30 protein-coding genes and 1 pseudogene are annotated in these 20,588 nt (G+C 32.5%); 16 read left to right on the top strand and 15 right to left on the bottom strand.

What is annotated here, in order from left to right:
- The first annotated feature begins 45 nt into the window (after nucleotides 1–45).
- The 3 genes from O5640_RS05670 to O5640_RS05660 all read left to right on the top strand — a co-directional run bounded on the left by O5640_RS05670 (nucleotide 46) and on the right by O5640_RS05660 (nucleotide 2,581).
- Complete coding sequence (locus O5640_RS05670; RefSeq protein ID WP_269613725.1) at nucleotides 46–486, top strand: hypothetical protein; 441 nt, start codon at nucleotides 46–48, stop codon at nucleotides 484–486.
- A gap of 414 nt (nucleotides 487–900) precedes the next feature.
- A complete protein-coding gene (locus O5640_RS05665; protein WP_269613724.1) occupies nucleotides 901–1,542 on the top strand; it encodes a hypothetical protein in 642 nt (213 codons plus the stop codon).
- A gap of 772 nt (nucleotides 1,543–2,314) precedes the next feature.
- Entirely contained in the window at nucleotides 2,315–2,581 is a 267-nt protein-coding gene (locus tag O5640_RS05660; RefSeq protein WP_269613722.1) for a hypothetical protein, read from the top strand.
- Nucleotides 2,582–2,847: 266 nt separating this feature from the next.
- Here O5640_RS05660 and O5640_RS05655 read toward each other — a convergent pair whose 3' ends face one another.
- On the bottom strand, nucleotides 2,848–3,135 hold the full coding sequence (locus tag O5640_RS05655; protein WP_269613721.1) for a hypothetical protein: 288 nt from the start codon (nucleotides 3,133–3,135) through the stop codon (nucleotides 2,848–2,850).
- A gap of 226 nt (nucleotides 3,136–3,361) precedes the next feature.
- Between O5640_RS05655 and O5640_RS05650 the strand changes: the two genes are divergently transcribed.
- The 3 genes from O5640_RS05650 (at nucleotide 3,362) to O5640_RS05640 (ending at nucleotide 4,946) form a co-directional block, all read left to right on the top strand.
- Entirely contained in the window at nucleotides 3,362–3,586 is a 225-nt protein-coding gene (locus tag O5640_RS05650; RefSeq protein ID WP_269613720.1) for a hypothetical protein, read from the top strand.
- Entirely contained in the window at nucleotides 3,570–3,800 is a 231-nt protein-coding gene (locus O5640_RS05645; protein WP_269613719.1) for a hypothetical protein, read from the top strand. The genes O5640_RS05650 and O5640_RS05645 overlap by 17 nt, the downstream gene beginning before the upstream one ends.
- Nucleotides 3,801–4,082: 282 nt before the next feature.
- Nucleotides 4,083–4,946 (top strand): methyltransferase domain-containing protein, encoded by an 864-nt coding sequence (locus tag O5640_RS05640; RefSeq protein ID WP_269613718.1) that lies wholly within the window; start codon nucleotides 4,083–4,085, stop codon nucleotides 4,944–4,946.
- Between the two features lie 246 nt (nucleotides 4,947–5,192).
- On the opposite strand, the gene O5640_RS05635 is transcribed toward O5640_RS05640, so the two are convergent.
- The 6 genes from O5640_RS05635 to O5640_RS05610 form a co-directional block, all read right to left on the bottom strand.
- On the bottom strand, nucleotides 5,193–5,939 hold the full coding sequence (locus O5640_RS05635) for an amino acid ABC transporter ATP-binding protein (RefSeq protein ID WP_269613717.1): 747 nt from the start codon (nucleotides 5,937–5,939) through the stop codon (nucleotides 5,193–5,195).
- A gap of 6 nt (nucleotides 5,940–5,945) precedes the next feature.
- On the bottom strand, nucleotides 5,946–6,974 hold the full coding sequence (locus O5640_RS05630) for an amino acid ABC transporter permease (RefSeq protein ID WP_269613716.1): 1,029 nt from the start codon (nucleotides 6,972–6,974) through the stop codon (nucleotides 5,946–5,948).
- Nucleotides 6,975–6,977: 3 nt separating this feature from the next.
- Nucleotides 6,978–7,877 carry an ABC transporter permease subunit gene (locus O5640_RS05625; protein ID WP_269613715.1) on the bottom strand — a complete coding sequence of 300 codons (900 nt, stop codon included), beginning with the start codon at nucleotides 7,875–7,877 and terminating at the stop codon, nucleotides 6,978–6,980.
- A gap of 19 nt (nucleotides 7,878–7,896) precedes the next feature.
- Nucleotides 7,897–8,958: an amino acid ABC transporter substrate-binding protein gene (locus O5640_RS05620; protein ID WP_269613714.1), complete on the bottom strand. Its 1,062-nt coding sequence runs from the start codon at nucleotides 8,956–8,958 to the stop codon at nucleotides 7,897–7,899.
- Nucleotides 8,959–9,293: 335 nt separating this feature from the next.
- Nucleotides 9,294–9,497, bottom strand: a complete 204-nt coding sequence (locus O5640_RS05615; protein ID WP_269613712.1) for a hypothetical protein — start codon at nucleotides 9,495–9,497, stop codon at nucleotides 9,294–9,296.
- A gap of 647 nt (nucleotides 9,498–10,144) precedes the next feature.
- Nucleotides 10,145–10,507 (bottom strand): DUF805 domain-containing protein, encoded by a 363-nt coding sequence (locus tag O5640_RS05610; RefSeq protein WP_269606786.1) that lies wholly within the window; start codon nucleotides 10,505–10,507, stop codon nucleotides 10,145–10,147.
- Between the two features lie 81 nt (nucleotides 10,508–10,588).
- Here O5640_RS05610 and O5640_RS05605 point away from each other — a divergent pair, with 81 nt between their 5' ends.
- The 5 genes and pseudogenes from O5640_RS05605 (at nucleotide 10,589) to O5640_RS05590 (ending at nucleotide 14,237) form a co-directional block, all read left to right on the top strand.
- A complete protein-coding gene (locus O5640_RS05605) occupies nucleotides 10,589–10,798 on the top strand; it encodes a hypothetical protein (RefSeq protein WP_269613711.1) in 210 nt (69 codons plus the stop codon).
- 269 nt (nucleotides 10,799–11,067) lie between these two features.
- A pseudogene (locus O5640_RS10845) lies at nucleotides 11,068–11,499 on the top strand (ATP-binding cassette domain-containing protein); the annotation flags it as partial.
- A 171-nt stretch (nucleotides 11,500–11,670) separates the two neighbouring features.
- Nucleotides 11,671–12,927, top strand: a complete 1,257-nt coding sequence (locus O5640_RS05600) for an ABC-F family ATP-binding cassette domain-containing protein (RefSeq protein WP_420063700.1) — start codon at nucleotides 11,671–11,673, stop codon at nucleotides 12,925–12,927.
- 594 nt (nucleotides 12,928–13,521) lie between these two features.
- The gene (locus tag O5640_RS05595; RefSeq protein WP_269613708.1) at nucleotides 13,522–13,689 is read left to right on the top strand and encodes a hypothetical protein; all 168 of its coding nucleotides are present in this window, start codon (nucleotides 13,522–13,524) and stop codon (nucleotides 13,687–13,689) included.
- A 341-nt stretch (nucleotides 13,690–14,030) separates the two neighbouring features.
- Nucleotides 14,031–14,237 (top strand): hypothetical protein, encoded by a 207-nt coding sequence (locus O5640_RS05590; RefSeq protein ID WP_269613707.1) that lies wholly within the window; start codon nucleotides 14,031–14,033, stop codon nucleotides 14,235–14,237.
- A gap of 48 nt (nucleotides 14,238–14,285) precedes the next feature.
- Here O5640_RS05590 and O5640_RS05585 read toward each other — a convergent pair whose 3' ends face one another.
- The 3 genes from O5640_RS05585 to O5640_RS05575 form a co-directional block, all read right to left on the bottom strand.
- The gene (locus O5640_RS05585; protein ID WP_269613706.1) at nucleotides 14,286–14,456 is read right to left on the bottom strand and encodes a hypothetical protein; all 171 of its coding nucleotides are present in this window, start codon (nucleotides 14,454–14,456) and stop codon (nucleotides 14,286–14,288) included.
- 187 nt (nucleotides 14,457–14,643) lie between these two features.
- Nucleotides 14,644–14,967, bottom strand: a complete 324-nt coding sequence (locus O5640_RS05580) for a hypothetical protein (RefSeq protein WP_269613705.1) — start codon at nucleotides 14,965–14,967, stop codon at nucleotides 14,644–14,646.
- Between the two features lie 43 nt (nucleotides 14,968–15,010).
- Nucleotides 15,011–15,205, bottom strand: a complete 195-nt coding sequence (locus O5640_RS05575; protein WP_269613704.1) for a hypothetical protein — start codon at nucleotides 15,203–15,205, stop codon at nucleotides 15,011–15,013.
- Between the two features lie 568 nt (nucleotides 15,206–15,773).
- Here O5640_RS05575 and O5640_RS05570 point away from each other — a divergent pair.
- Entirely contained in the window at nucleotides 15,774–15,935 is a 162-nt protein-coding gene (locus tag O5640_RS05570) for a hypothetical protein (RefSeq protein ID WP_269613702.1), read from the top strand.
- 700 nt (nucleotides 15,936–16,635) lie between these two features.
- Here the strand turns inward: O5640_RS05570 and O5640_RS05565 are convergent.
- The 3 genes from O5640_RS05565 to O5640_RS05555 all read right to left on the bottom strand — a co-directional run bounded on the left by O5640_RS05565 (nucleotide 16,636) and on the right by O5640_RS05555 (nucleotide 18,589).
- Entirely contained in the window at nucleotides 16,636–17,181 is a 546-nt protein-coding gene (locus tag O5640_RS05565; protein ID WP_269613701.1) for a hemagglutinin, read from the bottom strand.
- A 106-nt stretch (nucleotides 17,182–17,287) separates the two neighbouring features.
- Nucleotides 17,288–17,962 (bottom strand): DUF3386 domain-containing protein, encoded by a 675-nt coding sequence (locus O5640_RS05560; protein ID WP_269613700.1) that lies wholly within the window; start codon nucleotides 17,960–17,962, stop codon nucleotides 17,288–17,290.
- 351 nt (nucleotides 17,963–18,313) lie between these two features.
- Complete coding sequence (locus O5640_RS05555; RefSeq protein ID WP_269613698.1) at nucleotides 18,314–18,589, bottom strand: hypothetical protein; 276 nt, start codon at nucleotides 18,587–18,589, stop codon at nucleotides 18,314–18,316.
- A 193-nt stretch (nucleotides 18,590–18,782) separates the two neighbouring features.
- Between O5640_RS05555 and O5640_RS05550 the strand changes: the two genes are divergently transcribed.
- Genes O5640_RS05550 through O5640_RS05540 form a run of 3 tightly spaced genes read left to right on the top strand, consistent with a single transcriptional unit; the run spans nucleotide 18,783 to nucleotide 19,167 of the window.
- Nucleotides 18,783–18,890, top strand: a complete 108-nt coding sequence (locus O5640_RS05550) for a high light inducible protein (RefSeq protein ID WP_011125327.1) — start codon at nucleotides 18,783–18,785, stop codon at nucleotides 18,888–18,890.
- A gap of 11 nt (nucleotides 18,891–18,901) precedes the next feature.
- The gene (locus O5640_RS05545) at nucleotides 18,902–19,021 is read left to right on the top strand and encodes a high light inducible protein (RefSeq protein ID WP_011295030.1); all 120 of its coding nucleotides are present in this window, start codon (nucleotides 18,902–18,904) and stop codon (nucleotides 19,019–19,021) included.
- Entirely contained in the window at nucleotides 19,021–19,167 is a 147-nt protein-coding gene (locus O5640_RS05540) for a high light inducible protein (RefSeq protein WP_269613697.1), read from the top strand. The genes O5640_RS05545 and O5640_RS05540 overlap by 1 nt, the downstream gene beginning before the upstream one ends.
- Nucleotides 19,168–19,362: 195 nt before the next feature.
- Here O5640_RS05540 and O5640_RS05535 read toward each other — a convergent pair whose 3' ends face one another.
- Nucleotides 19,363–19,557, bottom strand: coding sequence for a hypothetical protein (locus O5640_RS05535; protein WP_269613696.1), 195 nt, complete (start codon nucleotides 19,555–19,557; stop codon nucleotides 19,363–19,365).
- 68 nt (nucleotides 19,558–19,625) lie between these two features.
- Nucleotides 19,626–19,997 (bottom strand): hypothetical protein, encoded by a 372-nt coding sequence (locus O5640_RS05530; RefSeq protein WP_269613695.1) that lies wholly within the window; start codon nucleotides 19,995–19,997, stop codon nucleotides 19,626–19,628.
- Nucleotides 19,998–20,209: 212 nt separating this feature from the next.
- Here O5640_RS05530 and O5640_RS05525 point away from each other — a divergent pair, with 212 nt between their 5' ends.
- Entirely contained in the window at nucleotides 20,210–20,578 is a 369-nt protein-coding gene (locus O5640_RS05525; protein WP_269613694.1) for an OsmC family protein, read from the top strand.
- The last annotated feature ends 10 nt before the right edge of the window (nucleotides 20,579–20,588 follow it).

The following is a 20,588-nucleotide window of genomic DNA, read 5'->3' as shown; positions in this document are numbered from 1 at the left end:
ATGAAAATCTTCTTAAAATTAATAATCTTGCTAGCTTTTTTCTCAATGGGATCTGACTCTCATGCAGGTGGTAGTTGTAGAGGTGGTAATTTAAAATCAATGTCGGAGTTTAGAACACCTAAATTTAAAAAGTATCTTGATAATAAAATGATTTCTTTTTCAGAGAAAGGAATTAATAATACTAAAGAATTTTCGAGAATATCAAAATGCCATAAGATGGTTTTTGGATCTAAAAATAAAGTTAAACCGTTAGATGCTATTTCATTAAAAAGATGTCAAAGTATGATGAAAGGAGATGTGGCTTTTCAATCTGCTATTAAACAACCTAGTTCTAATATAGTAAAATCTACTATTTTGGATACCAAAACTGACGATCAAGATAAGCTTGAAAAGAGACGGGATTCAGAGAAAATATCAAACAATTCATCTATTAGAAGTCAAAAAAGTGATGAATCACTTCAAGAAGAATCATTGTTTTTTGATTGAAAGAACTATAGACTTTTGTCTGAAAGAGCATGAACTTATTAGTGTGGGGATAGATATTTTTTTGGTGTAAGTAGATTTAATTGTTGAAGTCTTTTATTCTTGTCTCTCCCTTCCAATGTATTGGTTGATACTTTTTCTACCTAATTGTTCTCAATTCATTATCATGTGTAAGCAAAATCATAAGAACATATCCTGATTGATTTCAATAAACTTTTCATAAAGATCTTTTTGCATTAGCCGATACGAGATATCTTTTTCTGTCATGGATCTGGGAGAAAGTACGGGGTGTAAACAGAATATTAAAAACGTTCAATTCTAGGTTTATTATCCATCGAAATTTGTATTTAGAAAATAAATCATGAAAGTTTTGATTTTGTATCTATTGTGTAATTACTATCTAATTTTTTAGATTATATGATTAAAAGAATTTTTAAACCGCTTGAAATATATATTCTTTCAATAGCTTTCTTCTTTTCTGTTTCTTTTGATAGAAATTTAAATCTTGATGATGTTGAGGATTCTTCAGTGAAGAATTTATTAGAAAATATTCATTTGGTTTTAGATTCTTTTACTAATTACGAACATCCATTAGGGGCGATTTTTTTAATCTTTATTCTTTGTTTAATAATTTGGGGTCTTTTAGGCAAAGATTCAAGACTTTTGAGTGACGTTTATGCAATTATTTTGAGCTTTGCGTGGCTTTTGGAACTTGCTTCAATGAACTTGCTCTTGGTATCTCCCCTTAAAGATCCTGTCTTACTATTGGTTGAATTAGTATTATTTGTACCCATTGTATTAATTGGATTCTCTTGGTGGTATTGGAGATTGAATCATTCATCTAGATTAGGGAAGGGTAAAGCTGCGATTACATTTGATAAAAAGCCAACTCCATTTAGTTATTTTGCGAAAACAGCTTCTGTCGTTGTAAGTGATACAACTGAACATGGTGTATGTGAAACAGACGTTGCACGTGCACTGAGAATAATGAATGGTTTTGTGGTTTTAGATATTTTTGGATTAACACTTTCAAGAGCTGTAGGTCTCGTAATAACCTGAAAAAATAATCTAAAAGTGTGGACGATGCTTGGACGGGGGGTATTTGATTTTTAATAACCCTTGCAATAACTCAGGGTACATGTTTCATTAACCAGTTGCATGGTTACTTTTTTGCCATGGGATCTTAGCGAAATTAAGATGTTTAGATGGATTGATAATCTCAGCCTCATTTCTTTATTCGATTCTTTGTAGTTAGATAGACGTCAAAAGACTCTAATTAATTTGAGGTAGACGTAATGACATTAATAATGAAAGATTTCTCAACAGGCTATGAAGGGAAAGAAATTATTAAATCCTGATATCTATCGATTAATAGAATTTAAGATTTTAATGAGTGATAAAGTGATGCGCTATCAAGGAGATTAAAATACCGGTCCATATTCCCTTGAAGAGTGTTGGGTAATTTGCTTGGCTAATATCATTCTCAATTGTTATGAGACTTAGATCTTTATTCATATTCAGTAATAAGTTGTGATTAGATTTATATACTATTTTAGTTGCTTTTCAAATAAATACATTCTATCAATAAATACATAACCTAGTCTTGTTTTATACTTTTTAGAAAAGTAAGAATTTAGTTTGTTAAGTATTAATGAAAGTGTTATAGATTAACTACTAATTCAACGCAGTAACGAGAGTTAAGTTGGAGCCTATGGTTTTTTATGTGGTTACACTCTGATGAATATTTAATCACTTTTAAAAGCAATATTTGTTATGACTAAATTTAAAAAAAAAAGTTATGAATAAATTACTTCGAACTCAATAAAATCCAATGAGCAATTTCAAAGAATTTAAAACAATGATAAATAATTTGAATGAGGAAAATTTATCAGAACTTTGTGAGGAATTTCTTACTAACCATGAGGCTGCAATGAATAGGCTATTTAAATATTGCAGTGATTTTGGGTTGATGTTTGATAGTCAAGAAATTAAGGACAATATGACAATTATGCATAGAAATGGTGACTTTGATAATATTGCATGTTTTGGAATTCAATTGTCAGAGAATCAGTTATATAAGAAATTTCATCCTTCTTGAATGGTTTACTAGCGTTTCAAAATGCTGATTTGCCTTGAGCTAAGCTAATAAGGAATAAAGTGGGTAATCCTAATAAAATTACCACTGAAGTAATTAGAATTAGATTGATTGTTAACGTACTTATACCTAACTGAGAAGATGCTAATGCAAAAAACATTTGTTTGATATTGAATTCATCTTATTTTTAAATATCTTTAAAAAAGAATTTCTTTTTCTTAAAATCTTGTAGGAATTATTGTGTATCAAATGACACTCTTACAATTATTTTAATTTGCTTTTTTCTTGGTTTCACTTTGTATTTCCTTCTTTTTCTTTAGAGCTTCTTTTTCGATTTCTTTGATTGCCTCTGCTTCTTTTTCAGCAGCAATTTTTGCAGCTAATGCAACTGATTCTTCATGAGCTATTTTTTCATCGAGTTGCCCTGTTGCTCTTAACCAATCATTCACGCTGACTTCCTTTCCAGAAGCTTCATATTCTCTCTTATATCTAAGAAATGGAAACCAATGATGATTGGCTTTTTTAGGATTGCTTGCTGTTAAATTATCTTCGTACATTGAGTTACTTTGAATTCTTTAATTATCCAATAATCCCTATATTAACAGTTGATTTTTTTTACAGTATTGAAGTTTATTTTATACTTAAGATTACTTTGTGATTTTTATTACTTCATATTAGTAAAATGAGCTAAGTTGTTTGAATGAATTGAAATATTAGTGAGTTCTTATTTTCGTATGGATTTTAATTTATATCTTAGTTTACTAAGACCAATAAACATTTGTTATGGATTATTCATTGGCTCTAGCAATTATTTTGACATTTGTTGGGATAATTATTTTTATATTAATTTCAAAAAACGATCTTGGGGTCACAACGTTAAAGAAAGATCCAGAAGCTCATACGACTCTGATCGGATCTGTTGCTAAAGGCATACCAAGCACTGATATCTTACAGACAGATACGGTTCCAATCACTAAAGATTCACCTGAAAATGCACTTCACAACTAACGAAGATTCAAATGAAGGAATGATTTGGCTTTTGATTTTAAAAAATTTGACATCGAACTTATCAACTGAAGCTTCAGCTTCTACATCCAGTTTCTATCGAACTGAGGATGGTATTGAATGTTCAGTCAGAAAAAGAAATGGAGATTTAATTGCTAATTGTTACTCCGAATCAGATCGTATGGGTAATCGACGTTGGACTATAGATATAAAGTGAATTCCTAAAATTTATACCTTTATTTGTCGAATAATGTTTATACTATTTTTTCTTTTTTAAAGCCTGTTTGTAATCTTGTTTGCAGTAGTCGAGAACATGCTTAAGGTACTTGTCTGTATCTTCTTCGCACTTGGCTCTCTCGAGAATGAAAAACATGATTTCATTTATTATTTCTGTTTTGCTTTTCATTGAAATGATCCATAGATCGCCTTGATTAGGATATTTACTTATTGATGCAAATGAGGAAAAAACAAAAATATAGAATAATATAAATAAAAACAAATGTCATTGGTTAATAAAGATTTATTTTCAAGGAGAGAAGAGCCTTTATTCTCAATAAAACAGCCAACGTTAGAAAGTCCTGATAGTCAATTAGTTTCAGCGAGTCAACTATATGAGAAAGAAGCGGAAAAGTGGATTCAACTTCTTAAGGAGACTGGATTTAGTCCAGAAGGATGCGTATTGGATAGAAAAGTATGGGAATATGTATATATCCTTCAGGCGATTACAACTTACGTTGGAGACTTAAAAGGGAAAAAAGGTTTAGCCTTTGGATGTGGTTTTGAAATGATGCCTTCTTATTTTGCGTCAAGAGATAGCCAAGTAATAGTAACTGATTTGGTATCCCAAAAATATAACTGGCAAGCAACTGAAGTGGATCAATTATATTTTAAATCAATTATTAATAAAAACGATTTCAAAAAAAGAGTTAGTTTTAAAAATGTCAATATGAATTCGATTCCATCTGATTTGAAAGGTTTTGATTATTGCTGGTCCTGCGGCTCATTGGAACATATAGGTAGTCATGATAATGGAATTCGTTTTGTAGAGAATGCTATGAACATTTTAGCGCCAGGAGGTATTGCAGTTCATACCACTGAATTCACATTGACATCCGATAAAGTTAGTCATGATAGTCCTGACTTAAGCTTTTACTGCAAGCAAGATATAGAGGAATTAGCTAAAAAGCTAATAGCAAAAGGTCATAAAATTGTTTTAAATTTTAAACGTGGAAATACACCTGCAGATACACATGTAGACACCCCTGATCCAAAAACAAGAAATTTTCATTATGGAAGAACACTTCTTGCCCATATGAACAATCACGTAATCACTTCATTGGGTTTAATCATTCAAAAGGGATGAAATAGGAAATTTTTATACAAAAAAACGTGAACATTTTTTAGAGCGTTTCAAGAACCTCCGCTAAAAACCAAGGTAAACTTTCATTATGAGCCAATAGTTCATCTTGTTTATTTCAAATAAATTATCTTTTGATTTTTTAATATCTAACTTAGACATCAATATCTTTTTCATTAGCTAAACTCATGTTATTTGGTTTTCAATCTTTATTCAGAACTTACTTTTCGTTTTATTATGAATTGCCTATTACTAATTCTTATCAAGTTGATTTAAAAACTTTCTACTTCTTTCATGCCTAGCATTAGAAAAGAAAATATTTGGAGGAGATGTTTCTATGACTTTACCTGAATCCATAAATAAAACTTGATCACTTACGTCTTTAGCAAAGCCAATTTCATGAGTTACTACAATCATTGTCATCCCTTGCTCAGCTAGTCTTCTCATCGCATCGAGTACTTCGTTGATTCGCTCTGGGTCTAGAGCACTAGTGGGTTCATCGAATAAAAGTAATTCGGGCTTTAAGGCTAGAGCTCTCGCAATAGCTACTCGTTGCTGTTCTCCTCCGCTAAGTTGACTTGGATATTTTTTGGCATGAGAATCTATTCCCATTTGACTTAAGAGATACATGCCATATTCTTCAGCTTCAATTTGATGACGTTTTTGCACATGTACTGGAGCGAGAGTGATATTTTCAAGGATTGAGAGATGAGGGAATAAATTAAATTGTTGAAATACCATACCTACTCTTCTTCGTATTTTTTGTATTTTTCTTTCATCATGAGTGGAATCAACTTTTATTCCTAAAATATTTAGCTCTCCTTTATCAAAAGTCTCAAGACCATTAAAAGTCCGAATGAGAGTACTTTTCCCTGAGCCTGAGGGACCCATGACTACTAGAACTTTACCTTGATTAACTGTAAGAGAAACATCATCAAGAGCTCGTAATCCTTTTATGTACGATTTAGTGAGATTCTTCGCAACAAGAATAGGTTCCATGAATTATCAGAAATTGGCTTGATTAATGTTCATTCTTTGTTCAAGATGCCGTGCTAGAACAGCCATGATTGTACAAACCATCCAATAGACACATGCTAGCCAAACATAAACTTCAATATATTGACCAATAAATTCTGGATTAGCCAGGATACTTCTGCCGACACCTAGTAACTCCACTAGTCCTAAAATAGCCATTAAAGATGTATTTTGAAACAGCCCAATAGATTGATTAGTCAGAGCAGGTAATGCAATCCGTAAAGCTTGAGGAATTAATACGAATTGAATGATTTGGTATTGGTTAAGGCCAAGGCTATTGGCTGCCTCTATTTGAGTGTTGGGGATGGACTGTAGCCCTCCACGAATATCTTCCGCTATGTAGGCAGAGACAAAAAGAGTAAACGCAAAGATAGCTCTCCAAACACGATCAATTTGTATTCCAACAGGAAGGAATAAAGGTATTAGTAATTGACCAAAGAAAAGTACTGCAATAAGAGGAATTGCTCTCATACCATCTATATAAATTGAACTCAGCTTCTGAATTATTGGTAATGAACTCTGTCGACATAGTGCCAAAACTATTCCAAAAGGTAATGAAAAGAATGAGCTACAAACAGTTAAAAGTATAGTTAGAGTTAACCCACCCCAATGTCTACTCGTTATAGGTGATAAGCCAATCCCTCCATAAAGTAAATATAGACCTAAGGGTATTGTTCCTACCCATATAATTAATAGATTTTTACGTAGACATTTCCAATTAGGACCCCAAAGAGTAAAGATACTGAGAGTAAGAAGACTAATAATCCAAGTAGCAGGTCTCCATTGTTCATTCGGTGGGTAACTTCCAAATGCGTATAACGGAAGATTTGATATTACGACTTTCCAATTAGCCTTAAATATGATCCATTCAAAAGTATTAATACAAGTTACACTAATCAATACAATAATGAGCAAAGTAACAATAGTATTCAATAAATTTGAAAATACAGTCTTCCTTATGTTCTTAAAGTAAGCTATTATTGAATTTATATTGAACATGAATTAATTATATTTTCTTGATTTTAAAATTAAAATATTTATGATTTCCATGGTATTAGTTATCAATAGATTTAATAGCAAGAAACTAACAAGTAATATGATAAAACACTCAATAGCTCTTCCTGTTTGATTTATAATAGTATCATTAATTGCGTAAATATCTGAGTAACCTACTGCGATTGCTAGGGTACTGTTTTTAGCAAGGTTAAGATATTGACTAGTTAATCCTGGAATGATCGCCGGTAATGCTTGTGGAATTATTATACGGATAAGTCCTTTCCTTTCTGAAAGCCCTAAGCTCCTAAATGCTTCCCATTGTCCTCGAGGAACGGAAAGAATTCCTCCGCGGATTACCTCTGCTATGTAAGCACTTGTAAATATACTAAGACCAAGTAATAATGCTAAAAACTCTGAGGAAAAAGTTAATCCTGAAAATTCTATTCCTTGATTTGAAATGTTGAATATATTATTTACTTTGATAACCATGTTGTTTGTTAAACCTAAGAACCCAACAAAATACCAAAACATAAGTTGAAGTAAAAGAGGAGTTTGTCTAATTATTGTGATGTATCCAGCCGAAATGAGACCTAATAATGAGTTTTTACCTGTTCTTGCAAAGCCTATTAGTGTTCCCAAGAAAGTAGCCAATATTAATGATGAGACAATAACTTTAAGACTGTTGAGCCAACCTATAACTAATGCCCAAGCATAGCTATTTGAGGGGGTATAAGGTAAGGGGTGTTCCGCTAAAGCAAAACTTGCTGCTTGAGAAAGCCAGCTAAAATTAAAACCAAGACCTGTTCTTATTAGATTTATTGTTAAATTATTAATTAGTATCCCAATTAAACCAAATAAGATAATACATATTCCAAATTGCAAAAATATTTTTTGATTTATTCTCATCCCAGCGAAAAATTATGTTTTAGTTAAATGGTGGTGAAATATGTACACCACCTTTGTTATACAACTCATTTTGCCCTCTTGGAATAGGTACCTCGCTATTTATTCCTAAATGTCTTTCGTAAATCTCTCCATAATTGCCAGTTGATCTAATTACTTTAACTACGAAGTCATTGCTAAGACCAATTTTTTCTCCAAGTCCTCCCTCAATACCTAGAAATCTTCTTAAAGGTTTTAATTGAGGATTATTCTTTGCAATTTGTACTTTTTCATCAATATTTGACTTTGTTATCCCTTGCTCTTCTGCCGATATAAGTGAAAAGATAACCCATCTCATGGCATCAGCTAGTTTCTGATCTTGGCCATCGGAGGCTGGAGCAAGTGGCTCCTTGCTTAATACATCATCAAGAATAATATGTTCTTTTGGATTCTTAAAACCAGATCTGGCTGCTGCTAATTGTGAACGATCAGAAGTCATGGCTGAACAACGACCCTGTAAATATCCAGCAACTACTTGATTAAGATCTTGATATTTGATTGGTGTATAAGGTAGTGAGGCACTCTCAAAGGCATCATTTATATTTTGCTCAGTAGTGGTACCTGAACCTACACATATAGATTTATTTGCAAGATCTTTAAGACTACTAATTTTACTTTCCTTCTTGACCATCAATCCCTGGCCATCATGGAAAACAACTGGTGCAAAAGTTAATCCGTTTCCACCTAAGGAGTCTCTACTGAGAGTGAAAGTGGTATTTCTTGATAACAGGTCAATTTCACCTGTTTTAATAGCTGTAAATCTTTCTGCTGCAGTTAGAGGTCTATATTGGATCTTTTCTGAATCTCCTATAATTGCAGCAGCAAATGCTTTACATATATCGACATCTAGTCCTTGATAGCTACCATCACTTTTCATAAAACTAAATCCAGGAATCTTTCCACTTACTCCACAAATCAACTCATTGCGATTTTTTATTAGGTTCAGTCTAGAACTATAGTCTTGATTTGTTGTCGCACAGCCAGCTAATAGAGCTGCAAGACCAACTATTCCTGATACCAATCGACGCATGAATTTTTTTATCATTGAATTTGATTTTCGCCAGAATTTTCTTTTTCCTAGGGCAATTAAAGAAAATCTTTTACTTTTTCTTCATTGAAAGTTGTGATCCCAAAACTAAAGCTCGCTGAAACTTCTAAGTATTTTTTGTGAGTTTAAAACTTTTTCTAAAGATAGAAGATTTGTCTTTATGTATTAATGAATAATCTGAAATCAATTAGATTATTTCCTGTTAATGAATCTGTGTTAGCTACACTTCTCATAATCTAATAGTTGCGTTATCCCTGTCAAATAATTTGTGCGTAAATATGGGGTCTGAAAAAGTTTAGGAACTTTCCTAAATTTAAAGAAAGGGATTCATCTTATTGAAGATATTTTCCAAAAGTAGATGTATTTATAAAGAGTATGTTTTGTGGAACCAGCTTTTTATTCTTTATGCATTTAATCCATTCTCTATATTCTTGTCCAATAGCTAACTGATCTCCAGTATTGAGATGGTCGGTTCTTTTAAGCATATGGCATATAAGGTCTGACATCGTTTCCTCTACAGATCGATTAAAGGCCATTGGCTAAAAGTAGCTAATCCAATTTAACTTCTTAGATAAGTTTGTAAACATGCATATATTTGGCTATAAGTAATTTTAATATTTAGATGATCGAAAGTAAGCCCCTTACCTGATCGTTATGTAGCCATTTAACCGTTGTTAATAAATATATCTATTAAAAGTAGTTGAATTTAATTCAATCGTAATAAGAACCAAATCTTAATGTATGCTTTTGACTTTTCTGTTGTCTCATCTCTGAATTGTATATATTCAAGATGAATGGTGAATCAACTTTTATTACATTAAAATTCCTTTACTATCTATATTGCTTGAGAATAGAAAATATCGATTCCTAATACGATTTCAAGCATTTGGATATGAAAAATTTCAACACAAAAAAAATAATCAGAGCTTTATTAGTAATAGCTTGTCTTACTTTCTCTTTGTTTATTGGTTTTATAATTAGTATTAATCTTATAGTTGATCCAATTATTTATTGGCTTGCATCGACTGAAGGAGCAAGGATATGTATAAGTTGTATTCTATCTTGGTTGGGAGTGTCGACACTTTTCGACTTGTTTTATAAGCGTTATAGGCGTAGTAAGAAATTGAAAAAGTTTAATGCTCTTAATATCCCTTATCCTCGGACTTTCAAGGGTAGGAAATGATTATTTTTCAGAGGAAGGCTGGGCAAATATATAAAGATTGTAGAAAGGAATGAATGAACAAAATGCCCATAAAACTAAGTTTTCCTTACCTATATCTCTCAGCCTTCTGATTAATAAAGCTATAAAAACTAAAAAAGATGGAATGCTATATAAATAACTCCAATCATATCCCTCAGAGATGGTATAAAAATCATTTGGATCATTAGCAAGGGTGTTATTAGATAGTATTGAAACCACAGCTCCTATTAATCCATCCAGGATAAAAAAGTGCCAAAATGGTATTCTACTTGTTTTATCTTTGTAATTAAAAATCTGGCTCCATGCCAGAAAGTAATTTGAAAGAACTCTCTCTAAAAAATTCATCCTTATTCTTATATGTATAAATAATTATGTAAGATCTTACTCTCAAAAGGCTCTGAAGTTTTTTATCTTACAAATAAAATAATGAACCGTATCTTTCTCATGGCTCTATCTTTTTCTCTTATGTCTCCGATGGTGGTTAAGTCTGATGATCGAATTTATGAAACCAAGAATATTTGTGGACGATACTATGCAGTCGAAATTAACGGTGGTGATGCCGCAAGGTTACTAGGCTTAAAAGATTCTGGAAGAGTGAGCTCAAGGGTAGAGCAGTACTGCAATTTCTTTCGCTAAGTTTCTTGTTTATGCTTTCTGCTCTTGCAGTAAATTACATATTTCGTAGTTCATTTAACTGTTGAAATAAAATGTATTAGCTATTAAGCAATGACAGCATTTATTTATAAATTTCGTGTTCAAGCTTTGAAAAAGATCATGAGGACTAAGGGGGGGGTAATATTTAAGAGTTAGCTTTAGTTATGGACTTGAGGACGTAAGCTGTGTTGATTAGTCTTATTAATGCTTCAACAGACTTTGGAATAAAAAATCTTTTTAAAAATTTAGACCTTCATATAAATAAAAAAGAGAGACTTGGTTTAATTGGTCCAAATGGATCTGGAAAGTCAACACTATTGAGAGTCATTGCAGGAATAGAACCTTTGATGGAAGGAGAAAGGAGATGTTTATCATCCTTGCGGATATCTTTAGTTGGGCAAGAAACAAGTTACAACAGTGAAAAAAGTATTTTGGAAGAAGTTCTTGAAGGGTGTGGAGAAAAAAGAAAATTATTACTCAATTTCAGTCAGCTAAGTAGAAAAATCGCTCAAAGCCCGGAAGATGAAGGGCTTTTGAAAAAACTTGGTCAGGCGAGTGAACTTATGGATGCCGCTGGGGCATGGAATTTAGAACAACAATGCCAAGATGTTCTAAGAAGACTAGGTATAAAAGATTTAGATAAGCCAGTAAAAGATCTTTCTGGTGGTTACCGCAAAAGAGTGGGACTTGCCGCTGCTCTTGTCTCTAAACCAGACGTCTTACTTCTTGATGAACCTACAAATCATCTCGATGCATCTGCAGTGGAATGGCTTCAAAATTGGTTAGATCATTATGAGGGTGCTCTTGTCTTGATAACTCATGATAGATATGTTCTTGATCGCATTACTACTCGGATGGTTGAAATCAATAATGGAGAAGCTCGCAAGTATCAGGGAAATTATCGCCAATTTCTTCAACAAAAAGTAGAACAAGAACAATCAGAGGCATCTACAAAGAAAAAATTTCAGGGTGTTTTAAGAAAGGAATTAGCTTGGTTAAGACAAGGTCCTAAAGCAAGAAGTACAAAACAAAAAGCACGTATTCAAAGGATTGCTGAAATGCAAGCGAAACCTAGAAATCATGTCAAAGCCAAATTAGAAATGAATTCATTGAGTAGAAGAATTGGAAAAATCGCAATTGAAGCTGAAGGTGTAGGACTCTCTTTAAATGATAAAGAGAATAATTTGGATCTTCTACATGATTTCACGTATAGCTTTAGTCCGGAGGATCGAGTAGGCATTATTGGTCCAAATGGAAGTGGTAAATCGACTCTTTTAGATCTAATTGCAGGTACAAGATTGCCTACTAGTGGAAAAATAAAACTTGGGGAAACCGTTCATGTTGGCTATCTCGATCAACATACAAATGATTTAAATCAAGGGAGTGGTCTAAAGCGCAAAGTTATCGAATTCGTGGAGGAAGCCGCATTACGAATTGATCATGGAGGAAAACAAATAACCGCATCACAACTCTTAGAAAAATTCCTGTTTCCACCCAGTCAGCAACATAGTCCTCTACTTAAGCTTTCAGGAGGAGAAAAAAGAAGACTTGCTCTCTGCAAAATGCTCATACAAGCTCCAAATGTATTGTTGCTTGATGAGCCTACCAATGATTTAGATATACAAACACTAAGCGTACTAGAGGATTTTCTTGAGGACTTTAAAGGTTGTGTCGTAGTCGTATCGCATGATAGATATTTTCTTGATCGAACTATTGATCGAATTTTTAATTTTGAAAATGGTCATTTACGAAGATATGAAGGTAATTACTCGCGATTTCTGGAACAAAAAATATTAGAGGAGCGAAATAACGAAACCACAGAAAGAGACCAGATGGTTAATAATTTACCTAACAAGCGTGAATTAAAAATAAAATCAAATTTTCAAAATAAAATAAGAAAATTAAGTTTTAAAGAAGCTAAAGAATTGAAAGAACTAGATCTGAAACTACCTATGTTAGAAAAACAGAAAATATATTTAGAAAAAAAAATAAATGGTAGCGATGTAGACATTAGTGAAACTAGTCATCAATTAGCAGAGCTTATTGAAGTTATTCAAGAGCATGAGGATAGATGGATTGAGCTAAGTGAGTTGTCTGAGCCAGCCAAATAAGAACGTAATTCTTCTTGTTAAGTAGAAAAACAGATTGAGGTTAAATCGTCACCATTGACATTTTTGAGTATAAATACTATAAAAGTATAGTAGTTTTTTCTACTCAATCGTCCGATCTGCCTATGTAGACCGCAGTCCGACTCAAGCCACAGGACGGGGACTTGAGCTTTTTGAGGAGTATTTACCATGGTCAATATGTATTTCAATGGAAGATCATTCGTATATTGTAATTCTGCTGCAAAGCCTCAGTTAAAGCTTACTTACAGGGGATTGAATTATTCAAGATAAATATATGCCTCTAATAATTTAAGGCATCTCAAAATAATCATATTTTTAGAAAAAGATTGTATGATTTTTTTCCTATTAAAGTTTGCTGACTTAGTTGAATCACTGCAGAGATGTTTTCATGAATTTTGAATGACTCATTTGAGTCGTTATTAATACAGGGCGAAGAAGAGGATGTTTGTCTTTATTTCGTTATCCTTGGAGCTGCGCTACTGGAAAATCTCTAAAAATAATAAGAAATTCTATTATTCTAAAAGATTTTTTCTTAGGAGCTTTTAACTATAATAACTTTGTGTACACAGATGAATTGTGAATTTGATTAAATGGCATAAATCATTTGTTGAACGTGCCCAAAAAGAAATGGGGATATCAAGCTATGCCCTTTATTGGTTTGGATTCCTTGAGGGAGCTTTAGTTATGTGGTTACTTATGAAAGTTATTTCTGCGTTATGGATGAAATCTGAGTTTCCTTTTTAATAAAGATGTTTTTAATTTGTAAATGATGGAGTTTCTAAAAAAAATCCCTTCCAATATTTATTTGATTTTTTCTTTAATTTTCATAACAATAGCTATTGCACTTCTTTTTTTTGGGGAATTTATTTTTGCTTTCATATCTTTGGTAATTGGAATTATTTCATTAACAGCATGGACTTTTTTTGGATTATTTGAAGAAACTAAAAATACTTAGATGTTTCAGTAACCTTATATATAAGGTTATGGCTACCAACAAATTTTCATGATTACATTATCCATTAGGCGCTTGTTTTTATTGTGACTGAATTTATATTGTCAAAAGTTAGATTATCTTTCAGTTGAAAATGGGTATTGATCCAGAAGTAATTCCCCCTTCAAGTAATAAAGGGAGTAGAGCAGGTAGATATGTCCCGAAATGGGCAATTTATAGCTCTGCCGGGATAGGGGTTTTGGTTCTAGTTGGGTTGATTAAAACCCTTCTCCCTTTAATTGGGATGGCTTTTTTATTGGCTTTTATCTGGACACAATCAACAACTAACAGAAGATACTGAGAATTCTGTTCTCCAATAATTAAGGTCTTTCTTCAGATAAATTTTGATCTATCTCCCGATAATGAAATGGTGAACAGAAGGAACCGTTCTATAGAGAATGTAAATAATCAGAACTAGCAAATTTCCTCCAACAACCGCAGCTCCTGCAGCAAAATTTCCTTCTTTAGTGGTGTAATCCCACTTTGGCTCGTTCTCTGTCATGGTTGAATTATTAATCACTTTATTATTGCCGTTTATCCAACGCGATCAACAAATATAACTAATAAAAGAATAAAGAAACTCATGATTTTTTCTAAATTCATAATCTAATCCACTTTTCTTGAAGGAAAAAGAGATCTATATAAATATATTGAGAGTTTTTGTACTTTCAAATCTCTCTCTCTGACTGCTGGGTTAAATTGTAAATTTATGCTTCCTCTTTAGAAACCACTTCAGCATCAACCACCTCTTTTGAATCAACAAATTCGTTTCTTTTCCTATCTATCCAACTATTAATTCCAAATACGAGAGGCTTTGATCCTCGATAAATAAAAATGGCGGTGGGAAGAACACTTATTATTCCAACGGCAGGGTTTTTGAATATGAGTCGTCCTGCTTTGACATTAAAAAGAATAATTAAGACAGAAGGAATTAAAACACTAAGAATGGTTTTTAGCGCTTCAGTCCATCCAACACGATAAACCCACCAAATTGAAGCTATGCCAAAAAAATATAAAATAAAATAAGTCATTAAATATTACTTACCCTGTGAGTCAATTCTTATTTCAACTATTCTAAGAACTTCTTTTACGCTTTGAGTTGCTCGTCTCGAGGATATAAACACTAAAAGCTATCAAAAAAGTTACCAAAATGGACGCGGCTACCCAACTTAATTGATTTGAGGTCATCCCTAAGTAAGGACCATCAATAGGTTGTTCAGACCAAGTGCCAGGTAAGTGCCACACCTGTGGATTAGATAGAAAAACCATGCAATACCTTCCCATTGCTTTATGAGCAAAGTTTATATTTAAAATGCACAAATGCTATGAATAATTACTTATCGTTACTTGTTCTTAGAACTAAGACTGATGACTAATTTGATTTTTAATTAGTAACGGATTCTTTTTTAATCCTTTAAAAATAATAATTACTCATGGCAAAGCTTTGAAACATAAGCCATCTTTAAGTTGAATTCATTTCGAGGTCACAATGACTAGAGCTGTGAACTGGGTTTTGCTTCAATTGGCTATGAGTTACTACGGAGACTCATTGAAAGAGTTTCAAGTTGATAATGATTAGTTATTTATAAGTTTTGAATATTTTTTAATTTCTTATAGTTTTCATGAAATTACTAACTCAGTTCAGTATTCCTAATCCAAGCAAGGCTGATCTGGCTAAACTGAAAAATAGCAATTCAAAAACACTCAAAAAAGCAGCTAAACAATAAATCCTTGTTGAGTATGAGAAGCATTGAGCACGTTCTCTGAGGATATCTTTGCGTGAATTACTACCTTTTTGTGGTTAGAAATACTCTTAAGGTTGAATTTTGAAGAAATAATGCATACTCAATTAATAGTGGTTTTTGTCTCAGGATTTCTTGCATTGCTGGGGATTCGAATTTTCATTTCTAGCTTTGATGATGACAATGATAATGATGGGGATGGGATGGCTTATTCAACTCGGGATAGTTATCAATTCTCAATTTTAGAAGTTTCATGACATCTGAGCATTGGCTGGGAGATCTTCTCCGGGGAGTCACCCCGGAGCCATGTGTTGTGTCTTGTTGGCGATTGCTATAATTGCTAATTTAACTTTCTCTTAAGTCTTTGATCACAAGATAGGCATTGGTGTTAGGTGTTAGGACAAAACTTTATCTCTTGCCCCCGCTTCGAAAGCGTGCAAGCCTAATCCGACCAAAATTTTAGATCCCTTAGCAAAATATTTACATCAGATACAACACCCAAACAACATATAGCATCATCATTTCAGGTAAATACTGAATACGGAAAGCAAATATATATTTGCTCTTGAAACTCCTCTTCAATTAGTAGAAAACTATTAAAGCTACCCAAATGAAGCTGACAAACAATGGGCCTTGGGCAACGATTGGAATAATCAGCCTTTTAGGTGCATATATTATAAAAGGATAAATTATCTCTGGTTTTTTAACAGGAAATTAAAAAAAAAACTTTGATTAGATGAATGAGATCTAACGATGCTTGTTGCGTTTCACTAACTATCAACTATCTTTTTTTTAGCTGTAGCTGGTTTCAATTCATTATCTAGGGGTTTATAACAGATTTATCAATACTCTTATTGAAATGTCTATAATATATTGTCAATTTGTACTTTTATGTCTAATTTCTCATCAGTGTATTTTTTAACTTTCTTGATTTCTAAATTATTTGAATCATTATCTTTATGTATTGGCAGCTACTTTTGACTCTAAACCAATGTTCTTAGAGTTCCCTTTGAAAATTGGTTTTACTCTTTTTATTCTTTCTTCTTCCCAAATCCAGTAAACGGGATCAGACTGCCTAGCCTTTCTTAATTGTTTATTTGATCTTAAGCTAACCGGTGAGAATTCTTTTGATTTATCAAATGAATTATCTCTAATTGCTTGATTCAAAACTATACTACCTTCTTTTCCTGACTCTGATCGGTGATAAGTTCCAATTGGTATTTGCAGTGCACCCATTGCTCTATTTAAAAAAATCACATGGTGCGGCTCATCCCATTCAGGGTTGATAAGAGTGAATTTTCTGGTACCTTCAATGACTAGATTATGATCAATTTGATGATGGTGAATATAATACTGCTCAAAATTGCCATCATCAGGTGGAGATACGGCATTGTTGTGATGGATGACAACATCGGCGCCATTTGATCCTTTTACGCCAGCGTCAAAGAACGTTACTTGTGCTGTTTCACGAAAAACATGAATAGGGACAAAATGAAGAAGCATTTGTAAAACCCCTCTGTTCTTACGATTTATTCATAATCGAAAATAGTTAATTTATAAATCTCGGTTTTCACATAGGCAGATATTCTTATATCAATTATTGTTCTTGCTAAGATTCAAAAGTCTTACCTTTCTCAGAAGCAAGACTTTGCAATTCCGAAAAAGAAAAAACTTGCTTATTTATTATTGAACCTTCTGAGGATTCTTGATGTATTGATCTAGAAGATAAAACCCAAGGTCCACCTTGGAATAAAGGGATAAAAGCATCATTGTAAAAGCTTTTTTCCTTTAAATCTTTTTTTGAAATTGGATCCAGATATTGACTAGAATAACTTTTGCTTAAGTAGCCGTTACCAGTATGAGTCACATCATTAGTGTGGATGATTATTAGATTTCCATGGATATGCCTATAAACCATTGTCACAATATCGTTTTTGACTCTATATTTGTCACCTTCATTTTTTCCTCCAACTATTACTTCTGAGCCAATTTTATTTGTATCACCAAAAGTAAAGGTATTTTTACCATGAGTTTGTTCAAATGATCTTCTGACTCGATGAATAGCAACTTCCCAAAGTTGTGAAGAAATGGCTTTGTGTATTTCTTCGTCATCTATTTCCTTAACAGTAGCTTTTAAATCTTGCCCTAAGCAAAAGCTTCCTGTTACTTCTCTTTCGCCATCTGTCCAAGAACATCTACCTTTATAACCTGAGAAATCTGATTCCCAAGTGTAGCGATTTTCGTAGGCAGACTTAAATAAATGCGTACAATCTGTTCCTGACATTTCCTTGGATAGCATAAAACTCTTTTATGACTTATTTTAGTCAATTAAAGATTTTAATAAACTAATTGAAAATATATTTACGAAACACAATTATTTAGTGTTATGTATAATAATTGTTATGAGGAATAAACATAGATAAATTAGTTTCCATGAAATAACATTTAACTGTATTATATTTAAGTTTATTTTTTATTTTTTTATTTTTTGTTTTGATAGCCAAGACCATGCAAGAAATGGCTATCACGCAAAAGCATTAACTTAGTTGAAAAAACTTTTGCTATTTATTTTTATTATATCTTTCAAAAGTTGTCAGATTATATGATACAAATCAATGCTAATCATTAGACCTCATTAGCGATTAAAAGATTTTTCGTTATTTTCTTCAACTGAGGATTTTCTATCTTCTGAGCTTAGAGACTCATTCTTATTATCTGTCTTTTCATCCCAACCCCAGTTTCTTTTGATTTCTTTTAGTGATCGGCCACTCTCTCTTTGTTGAGGACTTAAGGGAATCCAACTCCAATCAATTAAAAGTGTGGCGGCAACGCCAAAAAGGACATGTCCGACGAGTACGCCTACAACATCAACTGTAGTGAGAGATTCTTGTCCAATCGAAGGGTCGTACAAATTCTTTCTTCATTTGTTTTTTAATTATAGGAATTTAAAAAGTAGTTCAAAGAAAAGGTAAGGATTAAAGTTTCGTTTTTTATATAGATTTTTCTTATGTAATTGATCATCTTTACTAGTATGTTCGGTTGCCCACCATCAACCCGAGAGAAAGTTCCTTTACATTACTTTACATAAACAAATCAATTTCAAAATGACTCCTGAAGCAGAAAAATTTAATGGTTGGGCAGCAATGCTTGGCTTTGTTGCAGCCTTTGGCGCGTATGCAACAACCGGACAAATAATCCCTGGCATCTTTTAGATTTTTTTATCATGCAACCTTCTAATAAGACAATTCTAGAAAGAAGCATTGGAAGACCAGCAATGATGGCTTTCGTCCTGCTAACAGGTGTCTACCTAACAACTGGTCAACTTATCCCTGGAGTTGTGTGATGCCTACCAAAAACAACAACACAAGAAATATTGACCTTGAAAAGTTAACTGCAGAAAGGTTAAATGGCTATGCAGCACTAATTGGTTGTATTGCTTTAATTGGTGCATATGCAACAACTGGACAAATTATTCCTGGCTTTGTTTAATCTGAAAAATTAAACAAATATCTGCTTAACAATTGAATTATCGCTTACCGATAATTTTTAATTGAGGTAGTTCTTGAAGATAAATTCTTTTAGTCGTTATTAAAGCCCCGATTAAATTTCCATAGACCATAAAAAGCTCTCGTCTTAGAGAGCTTTTTGTTTTAAAGGAACATTTAATATCAATGAGCTTAAAACTCAAAGGAATATTCCTCTTGATTGAACAAAGCTATGAAAAACTGGATTATGAAGATATTCAATATATAAAGCAATTAAAAATGAACTACTCAAACAGCCACTGGCAATGATTGATCCAAAAATAAAAACTTGTTTTTTGCTTAGATTTTGCTTCTTATCTACAAATACAAATCTCTTTGAACTTGAGACAGTCATTTAATTTTTTTCAACTACTTAATACCTAGCCATTGCATGTCTTTATTATTTCCTGCTTAAGAGTTTCTTTATGAAACTGTATCTTCCGTGTAAATAGCTTGACAAGAAAATTCTTGAATTTCTCCGTTTGGTAAAAGTTGAGCAAATCTAGGTTCATCCATTCTTAATCCATTTTTCTCATCCTGATAACTCCATAACCATTTCTTGTCGGTGAAAGATATATCACCAACCTTAAAAGATACTGGGAGCATGAGGTTTATATCTCTCCAGTTAAGAACTATAAATGCTCCTTTATCAATATTTTCAAGATCATTAGTTATTGCGAAATCTCCATTTAAGTTGTTTCTTATGACAGCATTTAATTTATCTCCATCGCAATTGAAATTTGAAGAAGGATGAAGAGTAATAAGTAAACTTAGAAAACATGAAAGAAAAATCATTTATTTCAAGCATAAGACAGATTTTATTGTACAAATGATATTATTTTAGTTTTAACCATGATTTGAACAGCTTTGATAAAAGTTACTTATTTGCTATTTGATGTGAGTATAAATCCAGTAAACTAAATTTATACAATTAGGTCTTTCAAATCAAAAAAACAAAAGATACTTATTCCAACTCTACGAAAATCAGTTGCAAATATCTTGGGGATTTGCAAACGGAAGCAAAACATTCGCTTTCAGGTAGTGTTATTCATACAGATGCACCTCAAGACCATGATGGTGAAGGGAAAGATTTTGCTCCAACTGATTTATTAGCTTCTTCTTTGGGAACTTGTGTAATAACAATTATGGGTATTGAGGCAAAACGTAGAGGTTGGGACCTAGGTAAAATTAAGATTGATGTTTATAAGACAATGACATCAAAGGGACCTAGGAAAATAAAGTCTCTTGCCCTAGACATTTTTATGCCATCTGAATTAGATTCTGAAAAGTATAAAATCCTTAAAAGAACAGCTGAAGACTGTCCTGTAAAACTTAATCTTGAGGTCTCTATGGATATTAAATTGAGTTGGCACTAAACAAAAATTT

Source organism: Prochlorococcus marinus str. MIT 0912 (assembly GCF_027359595.1).
In the GTDB taxonomy this organism is placed as follows: domain Bacteria; phylum Cyanobacteriota; class Cyanobacteriia; order PCC-6307; family Cyanobiaceae; genus Prochlorococcus_B; species Prochlorococcus_B marinus_C.
The sequence above is the reverse complement of the archived record's forward strand: the minus strand, read 5'-3'. Positions and strand labels throughout refer to the sequence as shown.

Coding starts and splice junctions, on each gene's coding strand:
- O5640_RS05535 (WP_269613696.1), bottom strand. CDS start 19,557: ATGACTGTCTCAAGTTCAAAGAGATTTGTATTTGTAGATAAGAAGCAA.
- O5640_RS05610 (WP_269606786.1), bottom strand. CDS start 10,507: ATGAATTTTTTAGAGAGAGTTCTTTCAAATTACTTTCTGGCATGGAGC.
- O5640_RS05625 (WP_269613715.1), bottom strand. CDS start 7,877: ATGAGAATAAATCAAAAAATATTTTTGCAATTTGGAATATGTATTATC.
- O5640_RS05630 (WP_269613716.1), bottom strand. CDS start 6,974: ATGTTCAATATAAATTCAATAATAGCTTACTTTAAGAACATAAGGAAG.
- O5640_RS05660 (WP_269613722.1), top strand. CDS start 2,315: ATGAGCAATTTCAAAGAATTTAAAACAATGATAAATAATTTGAATGAG.
- O5640_RS05600 (WP_420063700.1), top strand. CDS start 11,671: ATGGTTGAAATCAATAATGGAGAAGCTCGCAAGTATCAGGGAAATTAT.
- O5640_RS05670 (WP_269613725.1), top strand. CDS start 46: ATGGGATCTGACTCTCATGCAGGTGGTAGTTGTAGAGGTGGTAATTTA.
- O5640_RS05560 (WP_269613700.1), bottom strand. CDS start 17,962: ATGTCAGGAACAGATTGTACGCATTTATTTAAGTCTGCCTACGAAAAT.
- O5640_RS05540 (WP_269613697.1), top strand. CDS start 19,021: ATGCCTACCAAAAACAACAACACAAGAAATATTGACCTTGAAAAGTTA.
- O5640_RS05635 (WP_269613717.1), bottom strand. CDS start 5,939: ATGGAACCTATTCTTGTTGCGAAGAATCTCACTAAATCGTACATAAAA.
- O5640_RS05580 (WP_269613705.1), bottom strand. CDS start 14,967: ATGACTTATTTTATTTTATATTTTTTTGGCATAGCTTCAATTTGGTGG.
- O5640_RS05645 (WP_269613719.1), top strand. CDS start 3,570: ATGCACTTCACAACTAACGAAGATTCAAATGAAGGAATGATTTGGCTT.
- O5640_RS05530 (WP_269613695.1), bottom strand. CDS start 19,997: ATGATTTTTCTTTCATGTTTTCTAAGTTTACTTATTACTCTTCATCCT.
- O5640_RS05605 (WP_269613711.1), top strand. CDS start 10,589: ATGAACCGTATCTTTCTCATGGCTCTATCTTTTTCTCTTATGTCTCCG.
- O5640_RS05615 (WP_269613712.1), bottom strand. CDS start 9,497: ATGGCCTTTAATCGATCTGTAGAGGAAACGATGTCAGACCTTATATGC.
- O5640_RS05590 (WP_269613707.1), top strand. CDS start 14,031: ATGGGTATTGATCCAGAAGTAATTCCCCCTTCAAGTAATAAAGGGAGT.
- O5640_RS05575 (WP_269613704.1), bottom strand. CDS start 15,205: ATGGTTTTTCTATCTAATCCACAGGTGTGGCACTTACCTGGCACTTGG.
- O5640_RS05665 (WP_269613724.1), top strand. CDS start 901: ATGATTAAAAGAATTTTTAAACCGCTTGAAATATATATTCTTTCAATA.
- O5640_RS05565 (WP_269613701.1), bottom strand. CDS start 17,181: ATGCTTCTTCATTTTGTCCCTATTCATGTTTTTCGTGAAACAGCACAA.
- O5640_RS05620 (WP_269613714.1), bottom strand. CDS start 8,958: ATGATAAAAAAATTCATGCGTCGATTGGTATCAGGAATAGTTGGTCTT.
- O5640_RS05550 (WP_011125327.1), top strand. CDS start 18,783: ATGACTCCTGAAGCAGAAAAATTTAATGGTTGGGCAGCAATGCTTGGC.
- O5640_RS05640 (WP_269613718.1), top strand. CDS start 4,083: ATGTCATTGGTTAATAAAGATTTATTTTCAAGGAGAGAAGAGCCTTTA.
- O5640_RS05650 (WP_269613720.1), top strand. CDS start 3,362: ATGGATTATTCATTGGCTCTAGCAATTATTTTGACATTTGTTGGGATA.
- O5640_RS05545 (WP_011295030.1), top strand. CDS start 18,902: ATGCAACCTTCTAATAAGACAATTCTAGAAAGAAGCATTGGAAGACCA.
- O5640_RS05570 (WP_269613702.1), top strand. CDS start 15,774: ATGCATACTCAATTAATAGTGGTTTTTGTCTCAGGATTTCTTGCATTG.
- O5640_RS05655 (WP_269613721.1), bottom strand. CDS start 3,135: ATGTACGAAGATAATTTAACAGCAAGCAATCCTAAAAAAGCCAATCAT.